The sequence below is a fragment of the Halomonas sp. BMC6 genome, assembly GCF_964204995.1.
GTDB lineage: Bacteria > Pseudomonadota > Gammaproteobacteria > Pseudomonadales > Halomonadaceae > Vreelandella.
Genome location: NZ_CAXNSH010000001.1, coordinates 672,519 through 694,649, shown reverse-complemented (window position 1 = coordinate 694,649; position 22,131 = coordinate 672,519). Strand labels below are relative to the sequence as shown.

Annotated in this window: 28 protein-coding genes; 23 read left to right on the top strand and 5 right to left on the bottom strand. The window is 52.7% G+C overall.

The window, feature by feature from the left end:
• Positions 1-13: 13 nt before the first annotated feature.
• From AB6K10_RS03260 to AB6K10_RS03230, 7 genes are all read left to right on the top strand, one after another.
• Positions 14-139, top strand: coding sequence for a hypothetical protein (locus tag AB6K10_RS03260; protein WP_258955997.1), 126 nt, complete (start codon positions 14-16; stop codon positions 137-139).
• A gap of 65 nt (positions 140-204) precedes the next feature.
• Positions 205-1,035, top strand: a complete 831-nt coding sequence (dsbG, locus tag AB6K10_RS03255) for a thiol:disulfide interchange protein DsbG (protein WP_022522190.1) — start codon at positions 205-207, stop codon at positions 1,033-1,035.
• 61 nt (positions 1,036-1,096) lie between these two features.
• On the top strand, positions 1,097-1,774 hold the full coding sequence (locus tag AB6K10_RS03250) for a TVP38/TMEM64 family protein (RefSeq protein WP_053856992.1): 678 nt from the start codon (positions 1,097-1,099) through the stop codon (positions 1,772-1,774).
• Positions 1,775-1,864: 90 nt separating this feature from the next.
• Positions 1,865-2,392 carry a DsbE family thiol:disulfide interchange protein gene (locus tag AB6K10_RS03245; protein ID WP_053856991.1) on the top strand — a complete coding sequence of 176 codons (528 nt, stop codon included), beginning with the start codon at positions 1,865-1,867 and terminating at the stop codon, positions 2,390-2,392.
• A 68-nt stretch (positions 2,393-2,460) separates the two neighbouring features.
• The gene (lgt, locus tag AB6K10_RS03240; RefSeq protein ID WP_022522187.1) at positions 2,461-3,273 is read left to right on the top strand and encodes a prolipoprotein diacylglyceryl transferase; all 813 of its coding nucleotides are present in this window, start codon (positions 2,461-2,463) and stop codon (positions 3,271-3,273) included.
• On the top strand, positions 3,270-3,812 hold the full coding sequence (locus tag AB6K10_RS03235; protein WP_022522186.1) for a protein-disulfide reductase DsbD domain-containing protein: 543 nt from the start codon (positions 3,270-3,272) through the stop codon (positions 3,810-3,812). The genes lgt and AB6K10_RS03235 overlap by 4 nt, the downstream gene beginning before the upstream one ends.
• Positions 3,813-4,478 carry a sulfite exporter TauE/SafE family protein gene (locus AB6K10_RS03230; RefSeq protein WP_153844198.1) on the top strand — a complete coding sequence of 222 codons (666 nt, stop codon included), beginning with the start codon at positions 3,813-3,815 and terminating at the stop codon, positions 4,476-4,478.
• Positions 4,479-4,543: 65 nt separating this feature from the next.
• On the opposite strand, the gene AB6K10_RS03225 is transcribed toward AB6K10_RS03230, so the two are convergent.
• Both AB6K10_RS03225 and AB6K10_RS03220 read right to left on the bottom strand, forming a co-directional pair.
• A complete protein-coding gene (locus tag AB6K10_RS03225) occupies positions 4,544-4,969 on the bottom strand; it encodes a MerR family transcriptional regulator (RefSeq protein ID WP_153844197.1) in 426 nt (141 codons plus the stop codon).
• Positions 4,970-5,251: 282 nt separating this feature from the next.
• Positions 5,252-6,339, bottom strand: a protein-coding gene (locus AB6K10_RS03220; RefSeq protein ID WP_305948193.1) for an IS3 family transposase whose coding sequence is annotated in 2 segments (ribosomal slippage) — positions 5,252-6,087 and positions 6,087-6,339 — 1,089 coding nt in all. Because the reading frame shifts where the segments join, the coding sequence is not laid out codon by codon here.
• Between the two features lie 76 nt (positions 6,340-6,415).
• Between AB6K10_RS03220 and AB6K10_RS03215 the strand changes: the two genes are divergently transcribed.
• From AB6K10_RS03215 to AB6K10_RS03175, 9 genes are all read left to right on the top strand, one after another.
• On the top strand, positions 6,416-6,652 hold the full coding sequence (locus AB6K10_RS03215) for a hypothetical protein (protein WP_044630872.1): 237 nt from the start codon (positions 6,416-6,418) through the stop codon (positions 6,650-6,652).
• A gap of 108 nt (positions 6,653-6,760) precedes the next feature.
• Entirely contained in the window at positions 6,761-7,201 is a 441-nt protein-coding gene (locus tag AB6K10_RS03210; RefSeq protein ID WP_082051507.1) for a DUF411 domain-containing protein, read from the top strand.
• Between the two features lie 14 nt (positions 7,202-7,215).
• The gene (locus tag AB6K10_RS03205; RefSeq protein ID WP_044630815.1) at positions 7,216-7,764 is read left to right on the top strand and encodes a TlpA disulfide reductase family protein; all 549 of its coding nucleotides are present in this window, start codon (positions 7,216-7,218) and stop codon (positions 7,762-7,764) included.
• 12 nt (positions 7,765-7,776) lie between these two features.
• Positions 7,777-8,160: a hypothetical protein gene (locus tag AB6K10_RS03200; RefSeq protein ID WP_044630814.1), complete on the top strand. Its 384-nt coding sequence runs from the start codon at positions 7,777-7,779 to the stop codon at positions 8,158-8,160.
• A gap of 16 nt (positions 8,161-8,176) precedes the next feature.
• Entirely contained in the window at positions 8,177-8,920 is a 744-nt protein-coding gene (locus AB6K10_RS03195; RefSeq protein ID WP_044630813.1) for a cytochrome c biogenesis CcdA family protein, read from the top strand.
• A 23-nt stretch (positions 8,921-8,943) separates the two neighbouring features.
• Positions 8,944-9,810 (top strand): YCF48-related protein, encoded by an 867-nt coding sequence (locus AB6K10_RS03190; protein ID WP_008958473.1) that lies wholly within the window; start codon positions 8,944-8,946, stop codon positions 9,808-9,810.
• A gap of 52 nt (positions 9,811-9,862) precedes the next feature.
• Positions 9,863-10,273 (top strand): cytochrome c, encoded by a 411-nt coding sequence (locus AB6K10_RS03185; RefSeq protein WP_231125686.1) that lies wholly within the window; start codon positions 9,863-9,865, stop codon positions 10,271-10,273.
• A gap of 265 nt (positions 10,274-10,538) precedes the next feature.
• Positions 10,539-11,531 carry an IS30 family transposase gene (locus AB6K10_RS03180; protein WP_339117985.1) on the top strand — a complete coding sequence of 331 codons (993 nt, stop codon included), beginning with the start codon at positions 10,539-10,541 and terminating at the stop codon, positions 11,529-11,531.
• 102 nt (positions 11,532-11,633) lie between these two features.
• A complete protein-coding gene (locus AB6K10_RS03175; protein ID WP_339117984.1) occupies positions 11,634-12,650 on the top strand; it encodes an IS30 family transposase in 1,017 nt (338 codons plus the stop codon).
• Between the two features lie 741 nt (positions 12,651-13,391).
• Here AB6K10_RS03175 and lnt read toward each other — a convergent pair.
• Entirely contained in the window at positions 13,392-14,924 is a 1,533-nt protein-coding gene (gene lnt / locus AB6K10_RS03170) for an apolipoprotein N-acyltransferase (RefSeq protein ID WP_008958330.1), read from the bottom strand.
• A gap of 109 nt (positions 14,925-15,033) precedes the next feature.
• Here lnt and AB6K10_RS03165 point away from each other — a divergent pair.
• Positions 15,034-16,121 (top strand): IS3 family transposase gene (locus AB6K10_RS03165; RefSeq protein WP_305948193.1). Its coding sequence is split into 2 segments (ribosomal slippage): positions 15,034-15,286 and positions 15,286-16,121, totalling 1,089 coding nucleotides; the frame shifts between segments, so codons are not numbered across the junction.
• Between the two features lie 3 nt (positions 16,122-16,124).
• On the opposite strand, the gene lspA is transcribed toward AB6K10_RS03165, so the two are convergent.
• Positions 16,125-16,628: a signal peptidase II gene (lspA, locus tag AB6K10_RS03160; RefSeq protein ID WP_339117983.1), complete on the bottom strand. Its 504-nt coding sequence runs from the start codon at positions 16,626-16,628 to the stop codon at positions 16,125-16,127.
• Positions 16,629-16,631: 3 nt separating this feature from the next.
• Positions 16,632-17,528, bottom strand: coding sequence for a cation transporter (locus AB6K10_RS03155; RefSeq protein WP_339117982.1), 897 nt, complete (start codon positions 17,526-17,528; stop codon positions 16,632-16,634).
• A gap of 95 nt (positions 17,529-17,623) precedes the next feature.
• On the opposite strand from AB6K10_RS03155, the gene cadR reads away from it, so the two are divergent.
• From cadR to AB6K10_RS03125, 6 genes are all read left to right on the top strand, one after another.
• Positions 17,624-18,031, top strand: coding sequence for a Cd(II)/Pb(II)-responsive transcriptional regulator (gene cadR, locus AB6K10_RS03150; RefSeq protein WP_004364961.1), 408 nt, complete (start codon positions 17,624-17,626; stop codon positions 18,029-18,031).
• 678 nt (positions 18,032-18,709) lie between these two features.
• Positions 18,710-18,886 (top strand): DUF2933 domain-containing protein, encoded by a 177-nt coding sequence (locus AB6K10_RS03145; protein ID WP_230805127.1) that lies wholly within the window; start codon positions 18,710-18,712, stop codon positions 18,884-18,886.
• A gap of 40 nt (positions 18,887-18,926) precedes the next feature.
• Positions 18,927-19,271 (top strand): hypothetical protein, encoded by a 345-nt coding sequence (locus AB6K10_RS03140; RefSeq protein ID WP_022522184.1) that lies wholly within the window; start codon positions 18,927-18,929, stop codon positions 19,269-19,271.
• 220 nt (positions 19,272-19,491) lie between these two features.
• A complete protein-coding gene (locus AB6K10_RS03135; RefSeq protein WP_008958468.1) occupies positions 19,492-20,829 on the top strand; it encodes an APC family permease in 1,338 nt (445 codons plus the stop codon).
• Positions 20,830-20,856: 27 nt separating this feature from the next.
• A complete protein-coding gene (locus AB6K10_RS03130; protein ID WP_219862292.1) occupies positions 20,857-21,315 on the top strand; it encodes an ATPase in 459 nt (152 codons plus the stop codon).
• Positions 21,316-21,436: 121 nt separating this feature from the next.
• Entirely contained in the window at positions 21,437-22,084 is a 648-nt protein-coding gene (locus tag AB6K10_RS03125) for a Spy/CpxP family protein refolding chaperone (RefSeq protein WP_023004785.1), read from the top strand.
• The last annotated feature ends 47 nt before the right edge of the window (positions 22,085-22,131 follow it).

Here is a 22,131-nt window from a genome sequence, read left to right as displayed (position 1 = left end):
CGAGGAATTCAAAATGATGGGAAGTGAAAGCTGCATGTGGGGTATGGCAGGGATGGGCCTAATAGCGATCTTGTTGATTATTGCGCTGGGGCTTGGTGTTGCTGCGCTCATCAAATACCTGTTTTTTAATAAGAAGTGATGAAGCTGGCAACCGAATACAATCGTCCCCCTTGGGTAGATCAGAAACTAATAAAGAGAGCATCCATGAGATATATCCTACCTATCACTTATTGCCTAGCTGCTGCAGGTCTGTTAGGTCTTATAACGTTGCCTGCGTTGGCGCAGGAAGCAAGTACTGATGCCACTGAGAGTCGTCAGGCCAGCAGTGCCACGAATACTGAGTCTCCCTTGCCCAAATCGATTACCGCATTGGTGGATCAAGGGTTCACCTTCCATGGCAGCTTCGAAGCGCCTGACGGTCTCCAAGGCTATGCCTTGTCTTATGATAATGAGCCTATGGCAGCTTATATCTCCTCCTCTTCCGACTACGCCGTCATTGGTACGTTAATCGACCCGCAGGGCAATGCCGTTATGGAAAGCCAGCTTCAGGCTCTGGTGCTGGACCCCATGCTGGAAGCTACCTGGAGTGCGTTTGAAAACACTCGTTTTATCTCGGAGGGGAATGATGATGCTTCGCATATTGTGTACACACTAACAGACCCCAACTGCCCCTACTGCAATGCACTCTGGAAAAATTCGCGCCCGCTCATTGAGCAAGGCGTGTTACAGCTTCGTCACGTGCTGGTCGGTGTGCTATCAGAGGACAGTCTTCGCAAAGCTGCTGCAATCCTTGAATCCGACAATCCGGCCAGTGCTCTCGAAACTCATGAACTGGAATTTCGCAATGGCGGCATAAGGCCGGTGGAGCCGTCGGAGGAGAGTCAAGCGCTTCTTAGAAATCACGCCCAGATCATGCGTGAGGCCGGTGCTACGGGAACGCCAACCAGCTACTACCGTGATGAAGCCGGGAAAGTTCAGCGTATCAATGGCGCAGTGTCGACCGACCAGTTTCGCGAAATATTGGGCGTTGAATGATACACCATAACGGTACAGGGCTGAGATGCGAGTCTCCCCAATCACGACCACTGAGATGCACATGGCAACCAAGCTTAGCGTAAAGCAAACGCTCTTTTTGGGGCTCACTCTATTGATGGGCTTGGCGGCCCTTTATTGGATTCTGATGGAGACCGGCGCCTTGTCGGTCTTGACCGACAAGCAGGCCTTGCGTGAGTGGCTTGATAGGCTGGGCGTCTGGGGGCCGTTGGCCATCATCTTTATGATGATGGCGGCCATTGTCATGAGCCCGATTCCCAGTGGCCCAATTGCGATGGTGGCTGGTGCGCTTTACGGCCCAGTTTGGGGGACGATCTATGTCGTTATCGGTGCCGAAGCCGGTGCTCTGCTCGCTTTCTGCATTGCTCGTTTGCTCGGCTATGAAGTGATGCAACGCTGGCCGCGTACGCGGCCCATCCTCAACTGGCTGGGAAAGGAGCGCTCTCAGACAGGCTTGATGCTCATCGTTTTTGCATCCCGATTGGTGCCCTTCCTTTCGTTTGATGCCGTCAGCTATGCGGCAGGTATCACCCCCCTGTCTTTCTGGCGCTTTTTGATCGCCACACTGGCCGGCGTGATCCCCACGGCGTATCTAATCGTCATGTTCGGCGAAGTGCTGATTACGGCCGACTCCCGTGGCCTCACAATCGCGCTGATTCTCATCAGTGGCATTACATTGCTGCCTCTGCTGGCGAAACGCTTATGGGCTCGACAGCCATGACCGATAGCAACCGAGTGCTCTAAATCAACTTTCGTAAGCATTAACAATGCTCAGCAGGCACTTACCCGCTACTACCTGTGAGACGTACACGTGAAATTTCGGACATTGCTATTTTTACCCCTATTGGGCTTTTTTGGTTTGAGCTTTTTCTTTTATCAGGGCTTATCAATGGATCCTAGCGCCAGAGATTCACCCTTGTTAGCTCAGCCGTTTCCGCCATTCAGCCTGACAACGCTGGAAGACCCCTCAAGGCTCGTTGATGAATCTCTTTTTAAAGGAAAGGTGACATTAGTCAATGTGTGGGGAGAGTGGTGTCCGACTTGCAAACATGAAATGCCGCAGTTATTGGATTTAGCCGCGCGAGGCGTCCGCTTGGTTGGCATCAACTACAAGGATACCCAGGCAAAGGGGCTCGAGTTTCTTGACGAGTTCGGGAACCCTTTTGAAGTCAACATCTTTGATCCAGAGGGTAACCTAGGTTTTGAGCTAGGTGTGTATGGCGCCCCAGAAAGCTATCTGGTCGATACCGAAGGCACTATTCGTTACAAACATACAGGTTACATAACGTCTGAAGATGTTGAGCGAGTCATCCAAGAAGTCGAGAAGTGGAAACGATAAAACGGTTATGAAAACGCATTATTTTTTTATTAATGACTCCATCTGTAACGCTAAGTTAAGGAAGGTATATGTTGCAATACCCTCAAATTGATCCGATCGCCATCGCCATAGGCCCTCTTCAGATCCACTGGTATGGCTTAATGTATGTCATCGGGCTAGTCGCTGCTTGGTGGTTGGGTCGGCATCGAGCCCACCGACTCGGCCTAAGCCACGATGATATGGGCGACCTGATCTTCTACGGCGCCATCGGCATCATCGTTGGCGGCCGTCTTGGCTATGCGCTGTTTTACGGGCTCGAACAACTGCAAGCAAACCCCCTTTGGTTATTAAAAATCTGGGAAGGAGGCATGAGCTTTCATGGCGGCCTTGCCGGTGTGTTAGTGGCTGCCTGGCTGTTTGCTCGCAAACATCAACTGGCTTTTATTCAACTGACTGACTTCATTGCTCCGTTAGTCCCGATCGGCCTGGGAGCGGGTCGCCTCGGTAACTTCATCAATCACGAGTTACCGGGAAGAGTTAGTGATGTACCTTGGGCAATGGTGTTTCCATCCATGATGGAGCTGGGCCCAGAGCCACGCCATCCTTCGGCTCTCTACGAGTTTGCCCTTGAAGGTGTCGTGTTGTTTGCCGTGCTGTGGTGGCTATCGCGCCGACCGCGTCAGCGAGGCCTCATCTCTGGGTTGTTCCTGCTTCTGTACGGAGCCTTTCGCTTCATCGTGGAGTTCGTGCGCCTCCCAGACCCTCAGTTGGGATTCATCGCTTTTGGCTGGTTGACCATGGGGCAGCTGTTGACACTACCGATGCTCATAGCGGGTTTTGCTCTGGTCGCTTGGTCCAGACGTCAGCCAGTGGATAAGCCAAAGGCGGCGTTAAACTCATGAAACAAGTCTTCGCTTTTCTAATGGTGGCACTCTTTATAGTCACACCGGTAGCGGCACGTGAAGAGATATTTGGGGTTGGTGACAAAAGCTCCCCTTTTAACCGTTCGACGCAACGTGACTTTCTACCGGCTACAGAAGCCTTCCGAACCACCGCTTGGCGAGACGATGATCGGGTTTATGTCGGTTTCACCGTCGCCGAAGACTATTACCTTCATCGGCATCAGTTTGCGATTGAGAGTCTCTCTCGAAGTATCAATTTCGGAGAGCTGGCTTTGCCACCTGGTGAGCCAATGTCGCACGCATCTTTGGGGGACATTAATGTTTTCTACAATCAGGTGTTGGTGAGTGCGCCCATCGAGGCGAGCGAGACCGTGATCGGACCGTTGGCCGTCGTGGTGACCTTTCAGGGCTGTTCCGATCAAGGACTTTGCTATCCACCCGAACAGGTCGAACTTATCTCACCGTACGGCTCCCCTCCGGCGACCTTCGCCACCAGCCCCTCCCTTGGTACGGCGGATAGCACCAAAGGCGCTCCTTAAATGAATCCCGCCGACCTGAGCCTGCCGCCGATGGCGGCGGCCTTCGTCTTCGGCTTGCTGGGAGGCGCGCACTGTATCGGCATGTGTGGCGGCATCATGAGTGCCCTGACCTTTGCTGTGCCCCCCAGCATGCGACAACCTAGCCGTTTAGCAGCTCTGTTGCTCGGCTATAATTTAGGCCGTATCAGCAGCTACATGATCGCTGGTGCCTTGGTGGCCCTGCTCGGTTCCGTGCTCAACCATGCACTGGACAGCTTCGCCCTGGTGTTGCGTATCCTGGCGGCGGTCATGTTGATACTAATGACACTGTATATCGCCAACTGGTGGAAGGGCTTGCTACGTATCGAGGCACTAGGGCGCGTTCTGTGGCGCCGCATCGAACCAATAGGACGTCGCTTGATGCCTGTTGTAAAAGTGCCCCAAGCGTTCGCACTTGGCTCGCTATGGGGCTGGATGCCTTGTGGGCTAATCTATTCGATGCTGGCCTGGAGTCTGGCCGTAGCCGAGCCATTGCGTGCCGCCGCGATGATGGGGGCCTTTGGGCTCGGCACCTTGCCTGCCGTCCTAGCGACCGGAGTGGCAGCGCGCCGTGTCTCAATATGGATACGTAGCCCCGCGACTCGTACGCTAGCAGCGCTGCTGATTATTACGTTTGCCGTCTGGTAACTCTGGCATCTGCAATCCATGATAGGGATGGTGGATACGCACAGTGCCATGACTTCGCAGCATCACTAATGATTACTTCCCGAATCATTAGCCTCGAAAACTAATTTACCTGTCCCAAGCGATTCGATTAGTTCCTTCAGCCTGAAGCTTTCAGTCATCTTGTCTTGGTTCATGTTATCTAACCATCGCGCTATCACCTGGAGTTCTTGGGTCCGCAAGTGAAGACGTCGCCTTTGAGTGGCGAGTGGTACTGGTTCATTAAACTCTACGGTGCCTTGATCCGCCCAAGATAATATTTGTTTGATCTCTGGAAGACTAACGCCCAGCGAACGCAGGCAGTCGATAAAACGTAGGCGCCCCAAGGACTCTATATCGTAGAGTTGATAACCGTTGCGCGGGTCGCGGTGCGGTTGCAACAACCCTTCCCTTGTATAGTGACGTACCGTTTCTGCCGTTACCCCTCCCGTCTGAGCCAGCTCGGAGACTCGCATTGGCTTACCCTCATTTGTTTACTCGTAGCCAGCTTACAACCGCCAGGCTGCCCAAAGGTCAAGTCTTCAACGGGCGCTTATGGCAAACCTTTCGGTTGTACATCGAAATTTAAAATGAGGCCTTGACCTTGAAGTCTGCTTTAAGGATATCTTACAAAAGCTGCTCTGCCACAGGTTAAAAACCTTCATCACGTCCTACCCTCAGCTCGTTTGGCAGAGTGATTCACACACAAAGGAGAGTGTGGTAATCCCCCCATTTTTAGCGGGGTTCAAAAGTAGACCTCAGGCCATCATAGCCAACTTCTGTTGAGGGGTAATCCCTCCGAGTCCCATATTGGGTCGTTCGTGATTGTAGTGCCAGAGCCAACGAGTGGCATAATCCTGGACTTCTTCGGTGCTGTCGAATAGATATTGTGCCAGCCAATCGTAACGCACCGTTCGGTTGTAGCGTTCGATATAGGCATTTTGCTGGGGTTTGCCGGGCTGGATAAACGCCAAAGCAATGCCTTGGTTCTCCGCCCAGGTCGCCAGCTTGCCACTGATGTACTCTGGGCCGTTGTCACAGCGAATAGAACGAGGCTTGCCCCGCCATTCGATGATCTGCTCCAGTGATCGGATAACACGCTCTGCCGGAAGCGAGAAGTCCACTTCAATGCCAAGGCCTTCGCGGTTAAAGTCATCGATCACATTCAGCAGCCGGTAACTGCGTCCGTCGTTGAGCTGGTCGTGCATGAAGTCCATCGACCAGCTGTCGTTGATCGTGTCCGGCACAGCCAAAGGCTCCGGCTTTTCACGAACCAGGCGCTTCTTGGGCTTGATGCGCAGATTCAGTTCCAGCTCCCGGTAAATCCGGTACACCCGCTTGTGATTCCAGGCAAAGCCTTTCACATTGCGCAAATGCAGGAAACACAGACCAAAGCCCCAGTTCCGCTGATTATGGGTCAATCGAATCAGCCAGTCGGCAATCTCGGCATTCTCGCTGCTGAGCTTGGCCTGGTAGCGATAGCAGGTCTCGCTGATGCTGAACATCCAACACGCCAGGCGAATGCTGACACGCTTCTCAGTGACGGCCTTCTGCGCCATCTCACGGCGACGAGACGGCTTCACCACTTTTTTTCGATGGCTTCCTTGAGGATGTCAGCCTTCAGCCGTTCTTCGGCATACATCTTCTTGAGCCGGCGGTTTTCATCCTCCAGCTCTTTCAAACGGGCCATCATCGATGCGTCCATTCCGCCGAACTTCGCGCGCCATTTGTAAAAGCTGGCGCTGCTCATGCCGTGCTCACGGCACAGCTCCGGAACCGGGGCGCCGTTCTCGGCTTGCTTCAGGATCGACAGAATCTGGCTGTCGGAAAAACGTGACTTCTTCATGCAGAATCTCCCTGCGTGTAGCTTACGGAAAATTCTACTTTCGATCACCGCTGTTTTTCGGGGGGATTACCGTGTCATGCGTAAACGTAATACTGCGATCCTGTTTACCGCCATTGTTGCTGCCAGTAGCTTCGGAGCTAGCTCGCTTCTTGCCCAAGAAGAGAATCAGCAGAAGCCGATGGAGGGCAATGACATGCATAGCAATATGATGCAAGCAGGTGGTATGCACGACATGATGGGCGATATGAAGTCCATGATGGAAAAATGTAACGCCATGATGGAAAACATGCAGCATGAGAACGATGACGCTTAAAGCGGCTCGGATAGGGTTGCTTGTACGTTGTACGCAAGCAACCTTTTCACTTATGCGGGTAGCGTCGCTTAGACCTTCCTCACTGTTATCTCACCGGACACTCAACATATGAAACATTGGAAAGCGCTAGCCGTTACGTCTTTACTGGCTTTTCCCGTATCGGGATTGGCGGCTGATATATCAGCGACCCTCTACAAAAATCCCAATTGCGGGTGTTGTGCCGAATATGCCAAGTATTTGGAACAAAACGGCTTCGACGTGGAGACGGTCGACACCCATGACCTCGTTGAAATGAAAGCCGAGTATAACGTCCCTGAAGAACTGCATGGCTGCCATACCACGGTCGTAGAAGACTATCTCTTCGAAGGGCATGTGCCTGTTGAGAGCGTGACCCAAGTGCTTGATGCAAAGCCCTCTATCATAGGGCTGAGTGTGCCGGGAATGCCGCTTGGTTCACCGGGCATGTCGGGAGAAAAACGCGGCCCGCTGGAGGTCTATGTCATAGCCTCGCAACCGACCGATAGCCCCGACATTTACGCGACTCACTAAGGGGTAGTGTGGCGATGAAACTACCCATCCTGGCAGGACATCTCGTAGCCGTATTTCTGATGACGGCCACCTCCCTTGCCATGGCCGCCCCGTCAGAAAGCTCAGGGCCACAAGGGTTTCTTCTCTGGGCCACCCCCAACGACGTGGCACAAATCAGTTTCGAGGATAGTGGCGGTACCCCTTTAACACTGGCTGACTTTGAAGGGAAACTGATTCTACTCAACATCTGGGCAACATGGTGTGGGCCTTGCCGAGAGGAAATGCCCACTTTAGATGCCCTGCAAGCTGAGCTTGGCAGCGATGACTTTGAAGTGGTCGCCTTATCGATCGACCGTAAGGGGGTCGAGATTGTTAATGAATTTTATCAAGAGATAGGCATTGAACATCTGGCTCCCTATATAGATAAAACCGGGATGGCCAGTGCAGATCTTGGGGCCGTAGGTATTCCCACGACGCTGCTACTTGACCGCCAAGGCAAAGAAATTGGGCGCCTCGTGGGGGAAGCCGAGTGGAACACTCAAGACATGATCGACTTTCTTGCCGAAATGATTGCAACCAGATAATGAGGTAGCACCATGAGTTGTTGTGACGACAAAACCCAACAGAACAAACAAAAATCGGGGCTACAAGGCCTGTTGACAGGGCCACGCGGCCTGATGTTGCTGGGTGGCGTGGCAGTGGCTGGCGGCCTTGCTTTTGGCTGGGATAACCTGGTTTTGCTGGGCATCGCGCCTATACTATTGAGCCTATTGCCATGTCTCATTATGTGCGGATTAGGCCTATGCATGATGAAGTGCAAAGACAAAAAAGGTGAAGCGACCGAGCAAAGCGACGCTAACAATGTTCAGGCTCGGGTAGAAGACGCTTCAGAAGTGAATGCTGGCACAGCGTCCACCACTCGCCAAATAGTAGATCAAAACGAGTCAATCAAGCATTCCTCATCAAATTTCCAAGCCTAGCCATGGGTAAAGGGTAATGCTTGAAGTAGCCAATATAGGACTGGTCACTGCCTTTCTGGCAGGCCTGATCTCGTTCATTTCACCCTGTGTTTTGCCACTTGTGCCTGGCTATCTTTCTTTCATGACCGGCCGCTCGCTCGGACAATTACAGAAGGCGGATAGACGAGAGCGACTCCGGGTGTTAACCCAGTCGATATGGTTCGTGCTCGGTTTTTCAACCGTTTTTTTGTTGCTGGGAGCCAGCTCCACCGCCATTGGTCGTCTGCTATTGGTGTATCGCCAAGAAGCAAACCTAGTCGGTGGCCTTATCGTTATACTGTTTGGTGCCTTCATGACCGGGCTCATGCCATGGCGCTGGTTTCATCAAGAATGGCGGTTTATGGGTCGACTGAAGGACGTCGGCGGAAGCCGCAGTGCGGCTTATCTGCTTGGTTTAGCGTTTGCATTTGGCTGGACCCCCTGCATTGGCCCGATTCTAGGTGCCATTCTTACCGTCAGCGCTTCCACGGCCAACGCCTGGAGCGGCATGGCGTTGCTCGGCGTTTATTCTTTGGGTCTGGGTGTGCCCTTCATGCTGAGTGCCCTTTCACTTGATCGCTTCATAAAGCACCAGAAATTCCTGCGTCGCTGGGGGCATTTCATACATATAGCGGCTGGGTTGATCATGATCCTGATGGGTAGCTTAATGATCACAGGCAAACTATCCGAGCTGTCATATTGGTTATTGCGTACTTTCCCTGCCCTAGGTGTTATCGGCTAATCGTTATTTAAGGAAATATTGAAATGCACATGATCGTGAGTCGTTTTTTACGTGTCTTCTTACTGACAGGCTTGGCCGCAGTCAGCTTTGGCAGCGCCATTACGGCCTTGGCAACTGAAGAAGGGTTGCTTGCACTGCAATATGACGTAACAGGCAAACGACTGTTTAAAATTGAGGCTAACCAACTATTCCAGCGTGCCGATGAAGGCATGACCTGGAATGCGATTCCCTTGCCCGAAGACGTGAATGAAGGCCAGTTGCGCGCGGTATCGGTCCCCTCCACTGATCCGCAAGCGCTCTATATCGCAGGCCCCTCAATCGGGGTGCAGCGTAGCACCGACAATGGAGAAACCTGGCAAGAGCTTAGCGCTAACCTACCTAGCCGAGAGGTTACTGCGCTAGCTGTACATCGCCGTCAGAACGAAACACTTTATGCGGTAATTGAAGAAGACGGCATCTACCAAAGCGAGGATGCTGGCACCACCTGGAAAAAAATGGACAGTGGTCCTTCACAAAAGATTAACCGACTCGTCCACTCTGACATGGAAGGCAGCATGCAGACCGGCTGGCTCTACGGGGTATCGGACGATGCGGTGCGTCTATCGATGGACTGCTTTTGCGGTTGGAGACCGACCGGAGCACTTGATGCTGGCAGCGTCTATGATGTGGCTTATAGCCTTGGCAACCCAAAGCGAGTCTATGTGGTTACACAGCAAGGACTATGGCGTAGTGAAACGGGTGGTCAAGAGTGGCAACAAGTAGCTGGTGACGGCACAGAGCTCGTTGCACTCACACTCTCCGCCAAAGACACTCTCTATGGTTTAAACCAGAAAGGGGAACTTCTACACAGTGAAGACGAAGGCCAATCCTGGACTTATCCCGATGCGTAAGCACTGTTTTTTCACTGCCTCATGGCTGACGCTAATGGTTGTGGGGCACGCCATGGCTGAGGACCGTCCTTTTTCAAGCGATACTCCTCAGCTGGAAGACGGAAAAAGAGTTTACCGACAATACTGTGCTAGTTGCCACGGTACACAAGGTGAAGGCATGCCCAACTGGGAAGAGCAAAATGCTCTAGGCGAGTTACCTGCTCCACCACATGGGCCAGAGGGCCATACCTGGAAACACTCTGATGCCATGCTCTACCGAATTATTGCCGAGGGTTGGCGCGACCCCTGGAATAAAACCGATAGGCTAACGATGCCAGCGTATCAGGAAGTTTTGGCTCCCAGCGAGATACGAGATGTGGTGAATTATCTCAAGACATTATGGACACAAGAGCAAAGGCGTCACCAAGCAGACGAAAGTATTGAGAACCCCTTTCCAATACAAACTGGAATACCCCCAGAGTAAATAATAGTGTCTATGCCCTATAACAAATTTTCTTAGTCACCTTATGGGTCACCACACTGTTAGCTACCGTCTCAACCGCCCACTTGTGTTATTAAGTAGAAAACAACCTCTTGGTCCTTTTAACTCCGACAAACCTGCTCCCGGCGAATGCTAGCCCTTACTTCCTGGATTCATAGAATAACCGCAGCACTTTGGATCACACAGTAGAGGAAGGAGGGCCAGCGCCGGTACCCTCTCGACTTTACCGACCAAAGTGAAGCAGAGAATGGGATACCGACAACTGACCCAGGCCCAACGATACCAAATTTTCGCTTACCTCGAGACTGGCATCAGCCAGCGACAGATAGCCAAGGCTATTGGGGTTCACAGCAGCACCATTAGCCGGGAGATAAAGCGCAATGGGCTTACTGCTGGCTATGCGCCTGAGCAGGCTCAATTGAGAAGTGATCAGCGTCGACGCAGCGCCTGGAAAGTGACGAAGCGACTGCCCAGCCTAATTCGATGGGTCACTGATCAACTGATGGACGAATGGAGCCCCCAGCAAATTAGTGGCTTCATGGCGAATGCCAACGGCGTTTGCGTAAGCCATCAGTGGATCTATGCGTTAATCTGGGACGACAAGAAACACGGCGGCGAATTATGGAAGCGACTCCGCTTACCACACCAGCGGCGCTATCAGCGCCGATTGGCCAAGCATGCGGGATTGGGCAAAATTCCACACCGGGTAGGTATTGAACAACGTCCCGCCGAAGTGGAAGAAAGGCGCCATATCGGCCATTGGGAAGGCGATACGGTGCTCAAGGGCCACAAAGAATCCGGCCTGGTGACCCTGGTCGAGAGACGCAGCGGATACCTCTTGGCAGCGCGCCTGCCGACAATCACGGCCACAGGAACGGCCAAAGCGATGACCCGGTTATTAAAACCACGCCGAGGTGCAGTGCAGACCATCACCTTGGATAACGGTTCGGAATTCGCCGAGCACCGACAGGTTGCCAAGGCCGTCTCGGCCAAGACCTATTTTTGCGACCCGTACCGCTCATGCCAGCGTGGCACCAATGAAAACACCAACGGACTGATTCGCCAATATTTCCCGAAAGGGACGGACTTCCGAAAGGTGAGCGACTCAGCACTGAGGCGAGTCGTTGCCAAGCTGAATAATCGCCCCAGAAAACGCTTGGGGTATCGGACACCGGCACAAGTGTTCCTGGGAGAGTATTCAGGAGCGCTGGAAACCGCGGGTGCTGCGCTTAATGTTTGAATTCAGGTTAGAAAACCAACTTCGCATTGTCAGCGAATAAATATACACCTTGGCCGCAGAAACTGAGTGCAACACCTGAGCATTTCGCTAAGGTGTTGTCCCATGTCTTACCTCGAACTCAGTATTGAAGAACGTGCCAGCATCCAAGTGGGTCAAGCCCAAGGGATGAGCCTTCGGCATATTGCCCAGCTCCTGGGGCGAGCTCCTTCAACCATCTCTCGTGAAATACGCCGTAACCAAATGGCCCAGAACGGTTACTGCGCCCGGTACGCCCAACGTCAGCGAGAAAAGCGTCGAGAGGTCTGTCGTCCTGCGCGTAAGCTTTTGCCAGGCACCGAGCGGTTTGATCTCATCGTGCATATGTTGCGGCGATGCTTGTCTCCCGAACAAATTAGCGGCAAGCTCAAGACGATGAAACTCCCTGATTTGCGCGATGCCTACGTCTGCCGAGAGACCATCTACACGGCCATTTATGCCTTGCCTGTTGGCCACCTTCGCAAGGAACTGATTCACTGCTTGCGACAAGGTAAAACCACACGCAAGCCTCGCCGTGGCGAAGTGGATCGACGTGGACAGATCCCTGACATGGTCAGCATTCACTTACGTCCGCCCGAGGTCAGTAAGCGTGAAATGCCCGGCCACTGGGAAGGCGATCTGATCAAAGGTAAGAATAACGCGTCCGCGGTAGGCACCTTGGTAGAGCTTAGCAGTGGCTATCTGATCCTCGCAAAAATGGACGACGCCACCGCCACATCCGCCGTAGCAGGGTTTAGTGCCGCCCTGAACCGAATGCCGGCCACCGCTCGAAAAAGCATGACCTATGATCAGGGGCGTGAAATGGCACAGCATGCAAAAATCACTCAAGAAACGGGCGTTGCGATTTATTTTTGCGATCCCCACAGCCCCTGGCAACGTGGGGCCAATGAGAATATCAATGGTCTTATCCGTCAATATTTACCGAAAGGAACGGACCTTTCAGCACATAGCCAGGAAGAGCTGGACGCCATTGCCTTTGAGCTGAATATGCGACCTCGAAAACGCTTTGGATTTAAATGTCCGATAGAAGTGATGAGCGAGCTGATGGCCAAGTACCATGAAAGCCCATCAACCATCCAATGAGTGTGTTGCACTCAGAGTCTGCATCCGCCCACTTTAGCGAATCTCAAATGTTTATGTTGAGACATGGAAGTTAACAAATTTCATATAAAATAAACTTATTACCTAACGACTGAGGCGCCTTCAGGCTTAGTAAGATCGACTGGCTCACTTCACAATAAAGTTTTCGTCGCGCCACATATTTGATCTGAAGGCTGTGGAAGGGAGTTAGATTATTATGTTAGGTAAGCAATATAGTGTTAATAAACAACTAAGAGGTTCATAACGGTGACAACGACCCACTCCAGCGCTCGCGCTTATGGTTGCAAACAGGAGAGTACATATGTCCGTTTGGCTTGTAGATCGTTGACCTGCTCGTGCACATGGGCCTTAGGTGAACGTAAACCTGCTGACTTCGCGATAAGAGATTGACGCGTTTACAGAGCAGGAACATGTCGATACGATTTCCCAGGGATATCTGGGCTATGAACGTATTGGCGGCTATGAAGAGCTTCATGAGCACCTGGGAGTTAGCGTTTCAGACCCTAATGCGACCACCTATCGCCCTGTGCTGGCAATTTTTGCCACTGCGTTACTCATCGATTTTTCTGCCAGTTGGGAGGTTCAGTGCATAATATTCAGGTTAAGGCGTGTCATGGTCTCTGTGAGTGCGGTCATACTGTGCTCTTCTTCTCCAAGCGGCGGAAAGGCTTGAATCAGCGGCTGACCGCCTTCCCAACCTATCTTGATTTGCCAGGAGCATCGCTAGGTTCCTTTTTCATCTAATGCGTCGTTTTTTGATCGAGATAAGTTCAGTTTTAACCCGAGCAGCGTCAGTAAGGCAGCGAGTATCCAAGCGGGGCCACTACCGGTGCGTGTGAAAGGAGTTAGGCCCTGCATCGGGGTCACCTCGCCAGTTAAACTGGCCTGTTCAAACTGTGGGGCACGGGCTGTGACGTGACCTTGTGAATCGATGATGGCCGTCACGCCATTACTGGTAGCTCGAAGTAGGTGACGACCATTTTCAAGGGCACGTAGACGCGCCATTTGAAGATGTTGGTGTGGGCCAATGGAACGCCCAAACCACGTGTCGTTGGAAACCGTTAATAGCAGCTCGGCATTACGCGCCTGTTGGGCGACATGGTCGGCGAAAATGATCTCGTAACAGATAGCATTGCCAATGGTGGTTCCAGCCACGTGTAACGGAGCCTGTACGTCTGAACCAGGGGTCAGCCGGGGTGTTGGCAAGTCGAAAAAAGCAAGGGTGTCAGCGAGGAGGCTTTGGAATGGCAAATACTCGCCAAAGGGCACTAAGTGCGCTTTTTGGTATTCGCCTTGCACATCATTTAGCCCTATGACGCTGTTATAAGAGCGCCCTTCACTGTCGCGTTGCAAAATGCCGGTCAACAAGGCGGTGTCAGGCCCCAGGTCGGACGCTACTTGTTCCAGTATTTGCTGTGCTTCCTGCTCAAGCATGGGAAGGGCTGCCTCAGGCCAAACGATGAGGTCGATATCCCTTGCTTGCACCCGTGTCATCGTCGTGTAGATACTGATCGCTTCGCGCTGCCCTTGGGCAGTCCACTTAATGCGCTGATCAAGATTCCCTTGCAACAATGCCACCTGGATGGGCTTGCCAGCCGGGGTTGTCCATTGGGCGGGCAATAGGAATGGAACGATCCACAGGGCGGCCATTGGGACGAGGAAAATCCAGCGGCGACGCAGTACCTCTACCCCTAACGTACCTGTCAGCGCGGTCATGAGTGACAGCAAGTACACACCACCAACGGGCGCCCATGGGGCTAGTGGAGAATCTATCTGAGAGGTGCCCAGCAATAACCAGGGAAAGCCGGTGAGCAACCAGGTGCGTAGCCATTCGCTCACCACCCACATACCGGCAAAGCTAAGAAAGGCGAACCGTGGCCCCGTGATGCGTCGATAGAGCCCAAAGGGGACTGCAAAGAAGAGCGCCAGGACGCTAACAAATAGCGTGGTGAGGAACATCGCCACCAAGGCCCCGGTGCCACCGAAATCGTGAATAGCAACGAAGACCCACGACGTGCCTGAACCGAACAGGCCTACCCCATAACACCACCCTCGCAGGGTGGCCATGGCGGGCGTTAGCGACGCTATTCTCCAATAGACCAGTGCCACGCTCACTGGGCCAAGCCACCATAGGGAAAAAGGGGCGGCACTCAAGGTAGTCAGTACCCCAGCGGCGAGCGCTACAACGCAATCGACTATTGGTGAGCGTCGCCCAGCAAAAAACGTATATTCTTTATCTTTATCGACCACATCCATAGCGTTACTCAGTGCGCTTAAATGTAAGCCGCTCACGCGGTAATCCCCCCGAAAAACAGCGGTGATCGAAAGTAGAATTTTCCGTAAGCTACACGCAGGGAGATTCTGCATGAAGAAGTCACGTTTTTCCGACAGCCAGATTCTGTCGATCCTGAAGCAAGCCGAGAACGGCGCCCCGGTTCCGGAGCTGTGCCGTGAGCACGGCATGAGCAGCGCCAGCTTTTACAAATGGCGCGCGAAGTTCGGCGGAATGGACGCATCGATGATGGCCCGTTTGAAAGAGCTGGAGGATGAAAACCGCCGGCTCAAGAAGATGTATGCCGAAGAACGGCTGAAGGCTGACATCCTCAAGGAAGCCATCGAAAAAAAGTGGTGAAGCCGTCTCGTCGCCGTGAGATGGCGCAGAAGGCCGTCACTGAGAAGCGTGTCAGCATTCGCCTGGCGTGTTGGATGTTCAGCATCAGCGAGACCTGCTATCGCTACCAGGCCAAGCTCAGCAGCGAGAATGCCGAGATTGCCGACTGGCTGATTCGATTGACCCATAATCAGCGGAACTGGGGCTTTGGTCTGTGTTTCCTGCATTTGCGCAATGTGAAAGGCTTTGCCTGGAATCACAAGCGGGTGTACCGGATTTACCGGGAGCTGGAACTGAATCTGCGCATCAAGCCCAAGAAGCGCCTGGTTCGTGAAAAGCCGGAGCCTTTGGCTGTGCCGGACACGATCAACGACAGCTGGTCGATGGACTTCATGCACGACCAGCTCAACGACGGACGCAGTTACCGGCTGCTGAATGTGATCGATGACTTTAACCGCGAAGGCCTTGGCATTGAAGTGGACTTCTCGCTTCCGGCAGAGCGTGTTATCCGATCACTGGAGCAGATCATCGAATGGCGGGGCAAGCCTCGTTCTATTCGCTGTGACAACGGCCCAGAGTACATCAGTGGCAAGCTGGCGACCTGGGCGGAGAACCAAGGCATTGCTTTGGCGTTTATCCAGCCCGGCAAACCCCAGCAAAATGCCTATATCGAACGCTACAACCGAACGGTGCGTTACGATTGGCTGGCACAATATCTATTCGACAGCACCGAAGAAGTCCAGGATTATGCCACTCGTTGGCTCTGGCACTACAATCACGAACGACCCAATATGGGACTCGGAGGGATTACCCCTCAACAGAAGTTGGCTATGATGGCCTGAGGTCTACTTTTGAACCCCGCTAAAAATGGGGGGATTACCACGCCATAGCGCCACTGCGTATACCACGACACCTGCCAATAACGCGATATCAGCCAGGTTGAAGGCCGGCCAATGCCAGTCTCGCCAATAGAAATCAAAGGAATCCACAACATAGCCGCGAAAGACCCGGTCAATCAGGTTGCCCATGGCGCCACCGAGGATAAGACTGTAAGCGATGGCTTCTCCTTTATGACGATTTTCAAGGATCAGCTTGATCAGAAAAATCGAGACCACTACCGCGATTCCGATAAAAAAGTAGCGCTGCCAGCCTCCACCATTCGCAAAAAGACTGAATGCGGCACCGGTGTTCCATAGGTGCACCCAGTTAAAGAACGGGGTCACCGAAACATACTCGCCATAGGCCATTGATTGCTGCACCAGCCACTTTACAGCCTGATCAGACGCTGCCAGCAGGCCCGATATGGACAATAGGGCATACGGCGAGAGCTTTTTGCCAATAATGAGCATTATTTAACCCTTCAACGCCAAAATGCGTCTGGCACCGTTAAGTACAATGCCCCCCGCGATGGTGCCGATAATCAGATCCGGATAATTGAAACCGGTCCACGCGACCAAGGCGCCGGCGGTGATGACCCCCAGGTTGATCACCACGTCGTTGGCCGAGAATATCCAGCTTGCCTTCATGTGCGCCCCGCCTTCCCGATGTTTGGATATGAGCAGCAGACAACTGGTATTGGCAATCAATGCGACGAATGCGATAGCCATCATCACCAGCGATTCAGGCTCACTACCGAATACAAAGCGTCTCACCACCTCTACGAGCACGCCCACAGCCAAGATCAGTTGCAGTACACCAGCAAGATGCGCGGCACGTACCTGCATTTTCACGCTATGTCCAACCGCATAAAGGGCAAGCCCGTACACCGCCGCATCGGCAAAATTGTCCAGGGATTCTCCAATCAGGCCGGTGGACTGGGCGATCAGACCGGCTGTCATTTCCACCACGAACAGAAGTGCATTGATGCCGAGCAACCAGCGCAGGGTCCCGGATTCTTGCTTAGCAGAAGCTGCCGAAAACTCGGCGGCCTTGATGGTCTCCGGATTTGCAGCGACGGTTTCCTGAAGCGAGGCGCCTAGCCCCAAGGTCTTCAGTTTCGAGGTGACGGGCTCGACCTCGCCGTCATGCACGACCTTCAGCCGGCGGTTCGACAAGTCGAAGGACAGCGCCCGAATCTCCTCAAAGCCGTTCAGGGCTAGGCGAATCATTCGTTCTTCTGATGGACAGTCCATTTTCGGCACGGCATAAACACTGACCCATCTCCCTGGCGCCTCGGAGGAGGCCTGTATATCGGTATCCGCTGCGGACGTTGCATCACCGCCACAGGCGCCACCACAGGATTTGCTCATGATACGACTCCACTTGAACAATGTTGTGGTACCATTTAAAACTATAAAGCTACTATAAGGTCAATAGAGTAAAGAATCCGTTGGGGAGGAGGCTGATGCGCATTGGTCAGTTGGCGCAGTTGGTAGGGGTCGAAACACAGACGATCCGCTTCTATGAACAGCAGGGCTTGTTGCCGCCGCCTGATCGGCAGGACAACGGTTACCGTGTCTATACCGAGAAGCATGGTGAGGGGCTGGCCTTCATCCGTCGCTGCAGAATCCTGGGCCTGTCACTGGCTGAGATTCACGAACTACAGAGCTATCAGGACGACCCTCATCAGCCTTGTACCGCCGTCAACGCCTTGCTCGATGATCACATCTCTCATGTGCGGTCGCAGATAACCGCTCTGCAAGCGCTTGAGAAACAACTCGTTTCACTGAGAGCGAGTTGCAACGATGACCGGGAAGTTGAGGCGTGTGGGGTTCTTGCTGGAATTAGCGAAGGAAACATGCACCAGCAGTAGGTGAAGCATCAACCAGATAATCCGATGAGATGCCGGTCTGTCTCACTCTCATGCAAAGGTAAGATCAACCATTAAATCCGTATACCCAATATTCACTGCACGCGTGCTAGAGTATGCCGTAGCCACAGCGATCATACCCCCGGGTCTGCAAAAGCTGCAGGGCGTAGCGAGCTTTAGCGCCATGTTTCTCAACTATGACCTGCACGCCCAGCGCCAAGTCCCCTTCAGTTACGTTTACCTTCACGCCTAGATACTTCCGAAGCTACTAATTGCTGGCCGATACGCTTATCTGGCTGGCTGCGCCACTGGCGCTATTCGTTGGCACCGTGTGACAGGTTCTGTCTTTAAAGCGATATACCTCGATAAACGTGAGCTCAAGTGCGCCTGTGTCGGCAACAGTAATACCCATTAAGCTTTGTATCGCTCACCGAAAACCTAATGATGATGGGAATGAGGCTATGGATACCGCTTGGGTAATTATCGCCTACTTTTTGCGAGGCGCTTGATCAGGATCATATTTCCCTCCGATGCTGTTCAGGTTGCGTTCAGACAAATCATCCATGCTGTTATTGGGATTATTTATTTGATTTTTCCCAAACCAACGGCCTTAACTGCTGTTGGCTCTTTGGGCGAGTTACTGAGGTGATTATGAGTAACAGTACAAGTAGTCGTTTGCTGATGTTGTGGGTGCCACTTGCTGGGTTTGTCATTTGGGCGGGATACCTGATTGGAACCGAGCACCGTCTCCACCTATTTCAGTTCTTACCTTTCCTCTTTTTGGCAGCATGCCCACTGATGCATATTTTCATGCATAAACACCACGGCGGTCATAAGAACAAAATAGACAAGGACTGAACCACTCTATATATACATGTACGCGCCTGGGAGAAAGACCATGAAAACGACACAACAAGAGCACCGCTTGGGTGTTTCCAAAAACACACTGGTGACTCGGAATTTAAAAATCAAGCCTAGTAAATCCAAACGCATTGAAGAAGCGCTGTCAGATATCGACCGACTCTATGGAATGGATAAGGTGGTCTACAACGAGAAAAACCGAAATATCAGCCTTGCTTACGATGCGCTGAGGCTCTGCATCGATGACGTTGAAAAAATTCTCAAGCTCCATGACATACAGGTCAGCGCTGATCGGTGGAACCGCTTTAAGAAGGAGTATTACCGTTTCGTCGATCAGAACGTTAAAGACAACGCTAAACAGGAACCTTGGAGCTGTCATTAATAGTCATAACGGCTACATGACACAACCAGGAGCAAGACTAGCTAGTTTAGGGTAAGAGCTGCTTGCCTGTGGCCTCGCAAAATCAGACCTTCCGTTAGTCATTTGCCATGTGGCTGCACATAGGTTCTATATTTAATTTATATAGCATCAAAAAACACCGCACAGGAGTCCTTGGCAGTTATTGCTGCTGTGGTTGCCGTTAATACAAGGAGTCGCTTTCATGGTTGGGCAGGATAGAACGCCACAATATAAAGAAAACAGTCTTTCGTTGGTCGGTGCCGTTGCATTAGGCACCGGCGTGATGATTGGGGCCGGTATTTTTGCGCTAACCGGCCAAATGGCCGAAATGACTGGTCGGCTATTTCCTCTAGCCTTTCTGGCCGCTGCCGTCATTGTCTCTTTCAGCGCTTATTCTTACGTTAAAATGTCCAATACCTTCCCATCAGCAGGTGGGATTGGCATGTATTTACAGAAAGCGTATGGCCCGACGCTTCCCACCGCCTTTCATGCCCTCCTGATGTATTTTTCCATGGTGATCGCACAGAGTTTTTTGGCGAGAACGTTTGGTTCCTACACGCTTGAGTTGTTTGACCTGGGGGATCGTTCACTATTTGTGCCCCTACTCGGGGTTGGTTTACTGCTAATAGCCTTTTTGATCAATTTATCCGCCAACCGCTTGATCGAGACCGTCGCCTCGGTGCTCGGATTTATCAAAATAGGTGGCATTATAGTGTTTGGTATTGTCGGCGTGTTTATTGCCGACTCCATCGAAATGGGTGCTGGCAACGATGCACCTACGCCTACGATAACGGGCTTTTTAGGTGCTACGGCGCTCGGCATACTGGCATTTAAAGGCTTCACGACGATTACCAATAGTGGTTCGGAGCTTAAAGATCCTAAGCGGAATCTTGGCAAAGCTATCACGATCTCGATTGCGCTATGCGTGGTGATCTATGCCCTTGTCGGTTTTGCCGTTGCCAGCAACCTATCTTTGCCTGAAATTATCGAAACCCAAGACTACTCCCTGGCCGCCGCTGCCCGTCCCGCACTGGGTGAAGCGGCAGTTGCGTTTACCGTCATTCTCGCCATGTTGGCAACGGCGGGCGGTATCATCGCCAGCGTCTTTGCCGTTTCACGCATGCTCGCCATGCTGACAGAAATGAAGCTGGTTCCTCACCGCCATTTCCACATGCCCGGCAGTGTACAAAAGCATACACTGGTGTACACCATCGTATTTGGCTTAGTGCTCACCGCTTTTTTTGACCTGAGCCGCATCGCAGCATTAGGCATCATTTTCTACCTGATCATGGATATGGCCATCCACTGGGGTGTGCTTCGTCATCTCAAGGACAGAGTGGGGGCTAATCCTGTTATTCCTAGCATTGCCATACTACTAGATGCTGTCGTGTTAATCGGCTTTTTATGGGTAAAAGCCATCTCGGACCCCATGGTGCTCATCGTTGCTGGCGTAGTAATGGCTACTCTTTTACTCGGCGAATGGATTTTCCTATCCAAACGCGACGCTTCAAACGATAGCGAGCACTCTCACACTCATTAACGTTAATAGCGTTATAGGAGGTACCAAATGGACGTTAGAACCTTTGGTGAATTGATCGATTGGACCCGTCAGTTACACGAGCATCTTGCAGCTTGCCTTGCTCATTGCGCCGATATACACGAAGAAGAGCGCGCTCGCATGTTGCTCAATTACTTAGCTGCACAGGAAGCGGAAATGCAGCGCGTTGTGGCGCGTTTTGAACAGACTACTGACGCGAAAGCATTAAAAACCTACGTTTATGACTATTTGGAGCATAAACCTATCCGTACGCATCGTACCTGCGATGCGCCCTATTCCACGCTAAGTGTTGACGACATTTGCCGAGAGGTTTTTGATTTCCATGAACAAACGATAAACCTTTATCGAACCCTCGTTGGCAAAGCGGAAATTCCTGAGGCTAAAGAGCTCTTAGATTCCCTTTTAGCACTTGAAGAGCACGAAGCCATGCGCCTTGTTCGCCAAACGGGGAGAATGAACGATGTCTGAAGACCATAACGAGACAAAGGTGAAAGTCACTGTTACATGGGATTGACCTCTGTGCAGCACGTAGCCGAATAATGTCAGCAAAGGGCCTGAATGGGCCCAACAGCTCGCTAGGAGAAGGATCATGGAAATTCGCAAGCATACTCTCGCTCTCGGACTCGCCCTGGCACTCGGTGCCAGTGGTAGCGGCATCGCTCTCGCCCAGAGCATGCCGACCAATCAGCCCAATCAGGGTAGCGGCATGACGGGCGGCAGCGGCGGCCAAGGCGGCATGGGCCCTGACATGATGGGCGGAATGATGGGCGGCGGCCAGGGCGACATGGGGCCCGGCATGATGGGGGGAATGATGAGTGGCGGCCAGGGCGGCATGGGGCCCGGCATGATGAAAGGCATGATGGGTGGCGGGATGATGACCTGCCCGATGATGGGAGGCGCCGGCATGGGCATGATGCGGGAGGTGCTCGACCCGGAGCAGCACGACGAGATGCGCGCGCTGATGCAGGAGCATCGCCCCGCCCAGTTCGAGCGCATGGGCCGCCTGATGAACCTACGCGAGGACCTGATGGCGGAGATGCGCGGCGAGCGCCCCGATCCTGAGGAGGTCCAGGCCCTGCACGGTCGGATGGCCGAGCTTCACGGCGAGATGATGGCCGAGAGGGTGCGTCTGGAAAATACCATGAACGACCTGCTCACCGACGAGCAACGCCAGCAGCTTCAGCAGGCCACCCCTGAGAGTGACGTCGACCCCGAGGACCACGAGGCCCATCACTGACCGGGAGTGTCACAGACTCAGGCAACAGGACGGCCATTGTTGGCCGT